Source organism: Atlanticothrix silvestris CENA357 (assembly GCF_016056295.1).
GTDB lineage: Bacteria > Cyanobacteriota > Cyanobacteriia > Cyanobacteriales > Nostocaceae > Atlanticothrix > Atlanticothrix silvestris.
This window is the reverse complement of the sequence record NZ_JAECZB010000107.1, coordinates 23,281-33,548: the sequence shown is the minus strand read 5'-3', so window position 1 is coordinate 33,548 and position 10,268 is coordinate 23,281. Positions and strand designations below refer to the sequence as shown.

Genomic DNA, 10,268 nt, shown 5'->3' with positions numbered 1-10,268 from the left:
TATTTAAAGGATATCGAATCTTGGTGCTAGGTGATAGGGAATTTCATAGCATCAAACTGGCGAATTGGTTACACAGCAAGAGAATTGACTTTGTACTCCGGCAAAAGCAAGGCACTTATATTCGACAAGAAAATCAATCATATCAACGGTTACAATCTTTGGGATTAATTCCTGGTACCTCCTTGTTTCTCACAGGTATTCAAGCCACTAAACAAAAAGGTTTTGCTCATTTGAATTTAGCTGGATATTACAAGCGTCAATATCGGGGAAAAGTTGAACCTGCTGGCTGGTTTTTACTGACTAATCTAGATAGTCTTGCCGATGCCATTAAAGCATTTAAGTTGCGCAGTGGCATTGAGGCCATGTTCCGTGATTGCAAGACTGGTGGCTATAATCTTGAATCTACTTCTGCTGATGGTCAACGATTGATGGCACTGATTTTATTAATTGCTATCGCCTATACTTGTGCTGTTTTAGCAGGTCGTAACTCTCGTCAAATGGGATTACAAAAATATATTGGTCGTCTGAAGGAATTAAACCGACTACATCGCCGACATAGCGCATTTTGGGTTGGTTTGTATGGCCAATTATGGGTGGGTGCAATAGAGTTTTGGGCTGATTTAGCTCATGATTTAATGCGTTTAAAGCCCAGTAAACTACCCTATTTTCGCAAGGGTCTACGTGCTATGTCTCTTATCCAGTCTGCTTTGTAGCTTCTTTGTCACCCCTTCAGGTTTGAGCATTAAATTTATAAGGGCTTTGCTCTAAGTTAGCTGATACTATTAAGCCCGAAATTAATCGACCTGAAGACGAAACTTTTGGTGGAAAAATAGGAGCTTCTACCTTAGCATTGAAATTGATAGCTGTAGGCAATCGGTTAAAGACATCAATTCCTGCCGCTGTTTGTAGCGTTACTTGACCTACTTTTCCTTGCCAACCAATTTGCAAGGGAATATTAGTAACTGATTCTACATCTCGTTGCTCAAAAAAATCTAACCCTGTTTTGAAAAATATTTTATTGCCGTTATGCAACTTAAAATGAAACGTTGGCTCAATGAATAAATTATGTTGACCAAAATTATCGGTATCATTGCGAAAATCTATTTGAAGATTTTCTAAAACAGCAAATGGCTTAACTGGTTCTGTGGAAGTTGACGGTGGTTTTAAGTTATCGGGTATTTTTGGTGGAACTGGTGGAGATAATTGCAAACCTGGATTGAAGTTTTCAGGTGCAGTAATCAATAGAGGTTTTTGTTTTAAAAAAATTATCGGGTAACTTTTATTATCCTGTATTAAAAATAGATCAGTTTCTTTGAAATCCTTAATAGAAATAAATTGCTCTGATGAATTTGAAAATAAATTTACTTTCCCTTGTCTTTGGGCAGCTTGTAAATTAGTTTCTAATAATGCCCAAATACCCAAACGCCAGATCACGAGTGATTGAATATGTAAATTTTTACCAAAAGGTTTCACATATTTGTATCGGTCTACAAAATCATTATAAATACTATTAGCCATAATTAAATATCACACTTTATAGTAGAGACCAATAATTTGATCATTAATTTTCTGAATTTGCTTGGCGTTATTATGCCCAATATTTTTTTAGGAATACCAATTTTCTATAAAGTTAGTGCATCTTCATAGAAGTAAAAACAGGATATACGGGTATGGAAAATAGCTGGCGATTTGAAGTATGCAAAAACCGGACATAAGTTGCATCCCCGCAGAAAATGGATACAATCGAGCTAACTTATTAGTGAAAAACCAAATTTAATTTTTACTTCGGCTCAACGCTTAAATAAAAAACTATTAACCCAGGAGTTTATATGGAATCTCTTGACTTAAAATGGATACGTGCCCAATTTCCTGCACTTACACAAAAAATCAACGGTCAACCTGCAATTTTTTTTGATGGGCCAGGCGGTACTCAAGTACCGGGATCGGTGCTAGATGCGATTAGTGATTATTTGGTAAGGTCAAATGCCAATGCTCACGGGGCTTTTGCTACAAGTGCGCGTACAGATGCACTGATTACCTCTGCTCGTGCGGCGATCGCTGATTTTCTAGGTTGTAATAGCGATGAGGTGGTATTTGGTGCCAATATGACCACCCTTACCTTTGCAGTCAGTCGGGCTATTGGTCGAGAACTACAACCAGGCGATGAAATTATTGTCACACGGCTTGACCATGCTGCTAATGTTTCTCCCTGGTATGCCTTGGAAGAAAAGGGTGTAACTGTCCGCATTGTAGATGTCAATATTGAAGACTGTACTCTAGATATGAGCGATCTAGAACGACAGATTAATCCGCAGACAAAGTTGGTGGCAGTTTGCTATGCTTCCAACGCTGTAGGGACAATCAACGATGTTGCAGCAGTAGTGCGTCTTGCCCGTACTGTTGGTGCTTTGGTATTTGTTGATGCAGTCCACTACACTCCTCACGCTCCTATTAACGTACATGCCTTAGACTGCGACTTTCTCGCTTGTTCAGCTTACAAATTCTTCGGCCCCCATGTTGGTATTTTGTATGGTAAGCGTGAGCATCTTGCTCATTTTAGCCCTTATAAACTAAAACCAGCTCCAGAAGAAGTACCATTTCGTTGGGAAACCGGAACCCTAAATCATGAAGGGTTAGCAGGTTTAGTGGCGGCGATTAACTACTTAGCAAAACTAGGTTGTCATGTTTCACCGTCAGTTGATAGTGAATTGGTTACAGCTTTGGCTCAAGCTGATAAAGAAGGTTTGGAAACATTCCACTGTCCCCGTTTTCTCACCTCACCAGATCAACCTAGTCATGAGCTAGCATCGGCTTATCATAGTCGTCGTGCTGCTTTAGTTGCAGCGATGTCAGCCATTCAGCAATACGAAAAAGAATTGAGCCAAAAGCTAATTGCAGGATTATTGGAGATTCCTGGCTTAAGTTTTTATGGCATCACCGATCCGGCTCGTTTTGCTTGGCGGACACCAACAGTTGCCTTTCGACTCGCGGGACAAACACCTGAAACCACAGCTAAAGCATTAGGCGATCGCGGTATCTTTGCTTGGCACGGCAATTTTTATGCGATCAATCTAACTGAAAAGTTAAAAGTAGAAGCAAGTGGCGGTTTACTACGAATTGGACTAGCACATTACAACTCAATGGAAGAGATTCATCAGTTTTTGCAAGTGTTGCATGAGATTGCATCTCTGCCAACGGCTTGATATTTCATCCATATCCAGGAATTAACATCAAAAAAATTACTTTCATCCTGAAATATCAAGATTGTTAAAAGTTACAAACGAGAGTCATTTTTGATATAAGTTCTGTAGTAATACTGCGACTATTATTAGCTTCATTCGATTAACCTCTAAGGAAATTTTGAAATAAGCTGATAGTAAATCTAGTATGAAAAACAACATCACTTTAGATGATTTAGTCCTCAAAGATGGTTGGGTGATAGATCCTAGTCAATCACTCAACGGACGCTTTGATGTTGCCGTTCGTGACGGCAGAATTGTCGCTGTTGCACAACAGTTACCACCTTACAAAGCCAAGCAAACATTCGCTGCGAATGATTATTTAATTTGTCCTGGCTTGATTGATTTACACGTTCATGTGTATGAATGGGTAACTAACTTTGGTATACCTGCTGATGATGTTGGCATCAATGCAGGTGTCACGACTGTAGTAGACCAAGGTAGCAGCAGTCCTTTTACCTTTTCTGGCTTTAAATCAAAGGTAGTAGAGAAAGCCCAAACAGATGTACGCTGTTTTTTGTTAATCAATCATGCTGCAACACAAACCATCGGCAATATCGAATCGGGCTTAGAAGATCCACAAAAGGTAGATATTAAACCATTAATCCAATTAGCCAAAGATAATCCGCAAATTATCCGTGGTTTTAAAGTACACGCTGATTCTGGCTCGATATCTCGCTGGGGAATGGGTGTATTAAAATTAGCGCGAGAAGTTGGCGATCGCACTAATTTACCTTTATATGTTCATACAGGAGAATTATTTCCTGTAGTGGAAGCCAAGCGACCAAACCCAGAGACAGTAGTAGAAAATGCCCTGTCTTATATGAAACCAGGAGATATTTTAGGTCACTGCTACAGTTGTCAACCAGATGGGTTAATGGGAACACGCACCCAAGTTCCAGCGTGGCTAATTGCAGCTATAGATAAAGGTATACTTTTAGACTTAGGGCATGGGCTAAAATTTAGCTTCGACATTGCCCGGCGAATGATGGCGCAAGGAGTTTTCCCCCATACTATTAGTAGTGACGCTCACGGTAATTTTAAGAGCCTCCACGATGATTCAACTCTTACTTACAGCTTGTGCGGTGGAATTTCTAAACTTATGGCTTTGGGATTAGATTTAGTAGATGCGATCGCTACTGTCACAATCAATCCAGCCCGTGTTTTACAAGCTGAAGCGGAAATTGGTACTTTAAAAGTTGGTTCACTTGCCGATATCACCGTTTTAGATTTAGTCCAAGGTGATTGCGTATTTTGTGATTCTTTGGGTAAACAACTGATAGCTAAAGAAAAACTTGTTCCTGTATGGGTCGTGCGTTCAGGAAGATTGATTCAACCACATCGTAGTTTACTAAGGGATTTAGAAAATCAATACAGTGATATTGCTACTCTCACAGCATAAACCTAATCTTTATGCCTTGATAAACCAGCGATCGCTGTATGAGGTTTCCCCTTTCACCATTAAAACACAAAGACACTAAGAGTTTCAGTTAAGCTGATTGCGATGATTAGCGGCTTGCGATAACAGAGATTCCGCAAAGGCGATCGCTTCTGTGGCAGATTTACCCCCAGCTAATTGCGCCAATTCATCTCGGCGAGTAGTTAAATTATCCAAACTCGTGACTCGGACAACGGTACGCTGCTCGGCGTTGCCGTTGTTTGCTTTTTTACCCTTGCCTTGAGTAATAGTTTGCTTATCCACGCGGAAATGGCGATCAGCCATCGCAGCTACTAAAGGCTGGTGCGTGACACACAATACTTGGTTACTTCGACTCAGTTGGTATAATTTTTCGGCGATCGCTTGGGCTACTCTACCAGAAACCCCCACATCAATTTCATCAAACACTAGTGTCTCAGCAGCATCTACTTGGGAAAAACAAGCTTTCAGCGCCAGCAAAAACCGACTCATTTCCCCGCCAGAGGCAATTTCTGTTAAAGGTTGCAACGGTTCTCCGGGGTTGGGACTAAACATAAAAGTAATTTTGTCTGCACCTGTGGCGGTTGGTACAGTCGGTACTATTTCAACTTGAAACTGTACCTTTTCCATTGCTAGGGGTTTAAGTTCCGACACCAACCGAGATTCTAAATTATTAGCAGCTTTGCGACGCAGTTGAGTTAATTTTTGGCAAGCTTGAGTGAGTTTTTCTAAACAAGCCTGTTCTTGCTGTTCTAGACTTTCAATAGATTGTTCGCTGTCGTTGAGTTGGGCTAATTCTCTTTGAATATTTTGGTAATAGGCGATCGCTTCTACCAATGTGGGGCCATACTTACGACAAACTTGTTTTAATTCCCTAATTCTTTCTTCTACTTCCTCTAAGCGCTGAGGATCGGCTTCTAAGCTGTCTCCATAAGCATTAATTTGCCTTCCCACTTCCATTACTACTGCTTGAGCATCCTTGACCATATCTAACAATGGTTGGAGTTGCACATCGTATTCCACCATGTCAGTTAACGTTGCTTCGCTGTCCCCCAGTAAATCTGCTGCGGCTGGGGTTTCATTATCGTTTTGATACAAAGCCTGATAGACTTTGTAACTCATCTGTTGTAAATCGACGACATGATTTAGGCGTTCTCGTTCCTGCAACAGTTGTTCTAATTCTTGGGGATCATCGAGGTTAGCTGCTCCTAACTCCTGCACTTGATAGGTGAGCAAATCTAGTTGTTGCAGACGTTCCCGTTCTGATGTCCTACGTTTTTCTAGGGTGAGATGAGCTTGTTGGTAATGACTAAAAACTGTGGTGATCAATTGACGCTGCTGTACTAGAGAGTTACCACCATATACATCCAACCAATCACGAACTTGGGCAGATTGTCCCACTTGTACAGTTTGACCTTGGGCTGTGATTTCTACCAGGCGATCGCGCAGTCCTCCCATGAGTTGCCGATTGACCAATACACCGTTTACCCGCGATCTACTACGAACGTTACTAGTAGTTACTGTAATTTCTCGGCTAATAACCACAGAGTTCTCATCAATCAAATCGATTTCTTGTTCGTTCAACCAAGCTGCTAACGAAGGGCTATGTGTAAAAGTTGCTTCTACCAATGCCCTACTTGTCCCAGTCCGAATTACCCGACTAGAGACTTTCCCGCCCAAAGCAGCATCAATCGCATCTAAGATAATCGATTTCCCCGCACCAGTTTCACCTGTGAGGACATTGAGTCCAGCGCCAAATTCCAACTCTAGTTGGTCAATGAGGGCAAAGTTTTCAATTCGCAGGCAGAGCAACATCAAGCCAAATTCTCCATAAAGGCAGATGCCGGATACTTTTAAGTTACAGGATACTCAGCACTATCTTTTAGCAACCAGCAAGCAATACCTACTACTATTGAACTAGTAAGCCCATTCAAGTGTAGCAAACCTTTCAATGGCCTCTCCCTACCATTGATAATTATTTTAAGTAGTTAAGTGCAACAAAATCTTGTCCTCAAGATCCTGCATATTATCTCCATTTGAGGGATGCTGGACTGTAAACATATTGTTACAATACTTAACATGATCACTCCAACCGGTGGCTTTTTTCATGATTGTTAAGACACTTCCCCCGACTTCTCGGCCGATTGAGGGCGAACCACACCTTACTGAAGTAGTGCCAAAAAATGGTACAGAGACCTTGGTTATGCAATCGCCAAGACTCTCAGCAGCTCAAAAACAGCAGGCGTTAGTGAATATACAATCCGAGTCTGAGACAATACGCTACGATCCCGTGGAGATTGCATCTCATTACCGGAAAAGACCCCTACAAGTTTTGCGACGCATTTTTGCAGTTTTAGGGCCAACTCTTTCCTTTGCTTTTGGGTTGTGGTGGGACAGCCGCCGGGGAATTGTCGTCAAAAATGACCGCCGCCGAGCCAGTCAGCTGCGAGAATTACTGACAGGATTGGGGCCTGCTTACATCAAAATTGGACAAGCTTTATCCACTAGACCAGATTTAGTTCCTCCTGCATATTTAGAAGAATTAACTAGGTTACAAGACCAATTACCGCCTTTCCCTAACGAAATTGCCTACCAATTTATCGAAGAAGAACTAGGCGCACCACCAGAAGAAGTTTACGCAGAACTTTCACCTCAGCCAATTGCTGCTGCTTCTTTGGGGCAAGTCTATAGAGGTAAACTACAAACTGGTGAAGAAGTCGCTGTTAAAGTCCAACGTCCTGATTTAAGAGACCGCATTGCCATTGATTTGTACATCTTGCGCTACCTTGCAGGTCGGGCACAAAAAACTTTCAAAAGGATACGGAGTGACTTAGTTGGTATTCTCGATGAATTAGGCGATCGCATTTTTGAAGAGATGGATTACATCCATGAAGGAGAAAATGCAGAGCGATTTTTCCAATTATACGGTCACATAAAAGACATTTACGTACCAAGAATTTACTGGGAATATACCAATCGTCGTGTTTTGACGATGGAGTGGATTAACGGCACCAAATTAACCCAGACAACAGAAATTCGCGACCAAGGTATAGATGCGCGTTATCTAATTGAAGTAGGTGTGCAGTGTTCTTTGCGCCAATTACTAGAACATGGGTTTTTCCACGCTGACCCCCACCCAGGTAATTTGTTAGCCATGCCGGATGGTAAATTAGCTTATCTCGATTTTGGGATGATGAGCGAGATTTTACCACATCAGCGTTATGGTTTAATTGAAGCGATCGTTCACGTCGTCAACCGTGACTTTGAAGGTTTAGCCAACGACTACGTTAAACTAGATTTTTTATCACCAGACACCGACTTAACGCCGATTATTCCAGCTTTTGCCAGAGTGTTTGCTGATGCTCAAGGAGCCAGTGTTGCCGAACTCAATATTAAAAGCATTACTGACGAACTTTCAGCTTTAATGTATGAGTATCCCTTCCGCGTACCTCCTTACTATGCTTTAATCATTCGCTCCCTGGTAACTTTGGAAGGTATTGCTATCTACATAGATCCTAATTTCAAAGTTCTTAGTGAAGCTTATCCTTACGTTGCTAAACGCTTATTAACTGATCCAGCAACCCAATTAAGAACATCACTACAAAACTTGCTGTTTAAAGAGGGAAGCTTCCGTTGGAATCGTTTAGAAAATCTGTTACGTAATGCTCGAAAAAATCAAGACTACGACTTTAACCTAGCACTAAATCAGGGGGTAGAGTTTCTATCTTCTGAACGCGGTGCTTTCATTCGTGACAAATTGGTAGATGAATTTGTTAACGGACTGAATGCTTTAGGTAAAAATGTTTTGCATAACTTTACTTACTTGCTGCGAGAACGAGTAGGTTTAACAGCAATGAATGAAGCGCCTGCGGCGACAATTGAGCAGCAACAAACTTTAGAGCATATCAAACGTATTTTAAAAATTCTCCAAGAAACTCGTGGTTTTGATCCAGTACAGATGGCTCCTCAACTTACCCAGTTATTAATCAACCCAGGTGTACAACGTTTGGGTCAACAAATTACTTACCGCTTGGTGCAAAAGGCCATAGCGAATCTAATTCGTGAATTGTTAGCAGCAGAAGAAGTTAACAGTAATCAAGATAGCAAGTTAAACCAGCCTATAAGGTTATCTTTATCTACAAAAGTGTAGAGTTTAAGTTCAAAATTAAGGCGATCGCATGATGAAGATTTTTCAGGCGATCGCTTTTTTTTCTCACGCAGAGGCGCAGAAGAAGAGAAGAGAGCGATCGCTTGTTAAAATAAATATCTTATTGATGCTGTTGCAACCAAACTACTGAATCAGCTTCAGTGGAGAAATCTAGTAAAGCTTCGGTCTTTTGATATTTTGATTAGAATTAATCATAGATCGACTCTATAAACTGATATGCAAATCAAAGAAATTCTCCAAGCACTTCCAAGTTTGAGTATAAGTGATCGCCTAAAGATAGCTGAATCAGCCCTACAATTGGTTATTCAAGAAAAACATTCGCTCACCAAAGATGAAGAAAAACGCCAATTAGGACTAGCGGCGGTCACTGCGATTGCAGACTATGCACCTGATAGTGAACTAAATATATTCTCTGATTTGGAGGGAGAAGACTTTTGCGACTATCCAGATGAAGACTTACATAACTCAGGAAATTATGTACAGAGGTGAAGTCTGGTTAGTTAGTTTAGATCCAACAATAGGGACAGAAATTAGCAAAAAACGTCCTTGTATCATAGTCAATGATGATGCTATTGGGATTTTGCCTTTGAAGGTTATTGTTCCAGTTACAGATTGGAAAGAAAGATATGCTGTTAGACCTTGGATGGTACAGCTGGAACCAAGCACAGAAAACAGTTTAGCTAAAGTTTCTGGTGTAGATACTTTTCAAATACGTTCAGTTTCAGAAACAAGATTAGTCAGAAAACTAGGTCAACTATCCGACTCAGAAATGCAACTTGTTTCTCAAGCATTAGCTGTTGTCTTAAATATTTCTCACCCAATATCTTAGTGATCGCTTTTTTCTCACGCAGAGGCGCAGAGAACGCAGGGTTAATAAGAGGCGATCGCGTTTCAATAAAAAGCAAGCGATCGCCTTAATAATAAAGTTAGGTTAGGCGATACAAAACAAGCGAGTCACTTTATTAACGCATTACCCATTTAAGCTGCTTTACAAACGGTCGGTTTTGGAAGTTCTTCCCCAGAGGCTTCATAAGCTACTATCAGTGACTCCAATGCTTCAGTACCATTTGCCACAGCTTCTTCATAAGTATCGCCATGCGTGCGAAAAGGCTGTCCAGGAAAATCGGGAAATCCGACTAAAAAGCAGTTGTCTTCATCAGACCATTGAATTAGCATTTGATATTTAAATTTGCTCATCTTCTTGAATCTCTCGCTGTTTTTCTTCTACTTCTTGAATTGCTTGTTGAACATCTTTCTCTTGATAACGTTTTGCGTCTGAACTGTCTTTACCAGAAACCGTGAGTTTTCCCACATATAACGGATGTATCCAGTTTGTATGACTTCCTTTACCTGGGATTTCTGTAAAATTTGCTCTTACCAACATTTGTTTGAGTTCCCTGATTTTTTTTGGCATTGTCAGGTTTAGACGCTTAATTAATCCCAA

Annotated in this window: 10 protein-coding genes; 6 read left to right on the top strand and 4 right to left on the bottom strand. The window is 40.8% G+C overall.

Going from position 1 to position 10,268, the window contains the following annotated elements; genetic code table 11:
- On the top strand, positions 1-713 hold a 713-nt coding region (locus I8751_RS28920), incomplete at its 5' end, for a transposase (RefSeq protein WP_214442514.1).
- Between the two features lie 16 nt (positions 714-729).
- On the opposite strand, the gene I8751_RS28915 is transcribed toward I8751_RS28920, so the two are convergent.
- On the bottom strand, positions 730-1,518 hold the full coding sequence (locus I8751_RS28915) for a hypothetical protein (protein ID WP_214442513.1): 789 nt from the start codon (positions 1,516-1,518) through the stop codon (positions 730-732).
- 311 nt (positions 1,519-1,829) lie between these two features.
- Here I8751_RS28915 and I8751_RS28910 point away from each other — a divergent pair, with 311 nt between their 5' ends.
- Both I8751_RS28910 and I8751_RS28905 read left to right on the top strand, forming a co-directional pair.
- Positions 1,830-3,203: a cysteine desulfurase-like protein gene (locus I8751_RS28910; protein WP_214442512.1), complete on the top strand. Its 1,374-nt coding sequence runs from the start codon at positions 1,830-1,832 to the stop codon at positions 3,201-3,203.
- A 184-nt stretch (positions 3,204-3,387) separates the two neighbouring features.
- The gene (locus tag I8751_RS28905; RefSeq protein ID WP_214442511.1) at positions 3,388-4,641 is read left to right on the top strand and encodes an amidohydrolase/deacetylase family metallohydrolase; all 1,254 of its coding nucleotides are present in this window, start codon (positions 3,388-3,390) and stop codon (positions 4,639-4,641) included.
- Positions 4,642-4,725: 84 nt separating this feature from the next.
- On the opposite strand, the gene recN is transcribed toward I8751_RS28905, so the two are convergent.
- Positions 4,726-6,471: a DNA repair protein RecN gene (gene recN, locus I8751_RS28900; protein WP_214442517.1), complete on the bottom strand. Its 1,746-nt coding sequence runs from the start codon at positions 6,469-6,471 to the stop codon at positions 4,726-4,728.
- A 292-nt stretch (positions 6,472-6,763) separates the two neighbouring features.
- Here recN and I8751_RS28895 point away from each other — a divergent pair, with 292 nt between their 5' ends.
- The 3 genes from I8751_RS28895 (at position 6,764) to I8751_RS28885 (ending at position 9,653) form a co-directional block, all read left to right on the top strand.
- Positions 6,764-8,806 carry an ABC1 kinase family protein gene (locus I8751_RS28895; protein WP_214442510.1) on the top strand — a complete coding sequence of 681 codons (2,043 nt, stop codon included), beginning with the start codon at positions 6,764-6,766 and terminating at the stop codon, positions 8,804-8,806.
- 234 nt (positions 8,807-9,040) lie between these two features.
- Positions 9,041-9,313 carry a hypothetical protein gene (locus I8751_RS28890; protein WP_214442509.1) on the top strand — a complete coding sequence of 91 codons (273 nt, stop codon included), beginning with the start codon at positions 9,041-9,043 and terminating at the stop codon, positions 9,311-9,313.
- Positions 9,300-9,653 (top strand): type II toxin-antitoxin system PemK/MazF family toxin, encoded by a 354-nt coding sequence (locus I8751_RS28885; protein ID WP_214442508.1) that lies wholly within the window; start codon positions 9,300-9,302, stop codon positions 9,651-9,653. Before I8751_RS28890 ends, I8751_RS28885 begins: the two co-directional genes overlap by 14 nt.
- Positions 9,654-9,802: 149 nt before the next feature.
- Here I8751_RS28885 and I8751_RS28880 read toward each other — a convergent pair whose 3' ends face one another.
- Complete coding sequence (locus I8751_RS28880; protein WP_214442507.1) at positions 9,803-10,021, bottom strand: type II toxin-antitoxin system HicB family antitoxin; 219 nt, start codon at positions 10,019-10,021, stop codon at positions 9,803-9,805.
- Complete coding sequence (locus I8751_RS28875; protein ID WP_214442506.1) at positions 10,008-10,238, bottom strand: type II toxin-antitoxin system HicA family toxin; 231 nt, start codon at positions 10,236-10,238, stop codon at positions 10,008-10,010. The genes I8751_RS28880 and I8751_RS28875 overlap by 14 nt, the downstream gene beginning before the upstream one ends.
- Between the last annotated feature and the right edge of the window lie 30 nt (positions 10,239-10,268).

What these genes read in the sequence shown, in the direction of transcription:
- I8751_RS28910 (WP_214442512.1), top strand. Translation starts at nt 1,830, where the DNA reads ATGGAATCTCTTGACTTAAAATGGATACGTGCCCAATTTCCTGCACTT.
- I8751_RS28895 (WP_214442510.1), top strand. Translation starts at nt 6,764, where the DNA reads ATGATTGTTAAGACACTTCCCCCGACTTCTCGGCCGATTGAGGGCGAA.
- I8751_RS28885 (WP_214442508.1), top strand. Translation starts at nt 9,300, where the DNA reads ATGTACAGAGGTGAAGTCTGGTTAGTTAGTTTAGATCCAACAATAGGG.
- I8751_RS28890 (WP_214442509.1), top strand. Translation starts at nt 9,041, where the DNA reads ATGCAAATCAAAGAAATTCTCCAAGCACTTCCAAGTTTGAGTATAAGT.
- I8751_RS28905 (WP_214442511.1), top strand. Translation starts at nt 3,388, where the DNA reads ATGAAAAACAACATCACTTTAGATGATTTAGTCCTCAAAGATGGTTGG.
- recN (WP_214442517.1), bottom strand. Translation starts at nt 6,471, where the DNA reads ATGTTGCTCTGCCTGCGAATTGAAAACTTTGCCCTCATTGACCAACTA.
- I8751_RS28875 (WP_214442506.1), bottom strand. Translation starts at nt 10,238, where the DNA reads ATGCCAAAAAAAATCAGGGAACTCAAACAAATGTTGGTAAGAGCAAAT.
- I8751_RS28915 (WP_214442513.1), bottom strand. Translation starts at nt 1,518, where the DNA reads ATGGCTAATAGTATTTATAATGATTTTGTAGACCGATACAAATATGTG.
- I8751_RS28880 (WP_214442507.1), bottom strand. Translation starts at nt 10,021, where the DNA reads ATGAGCAAATTTAAATATCAAATGCTAATTCAATGGTCTGATGAAGAC.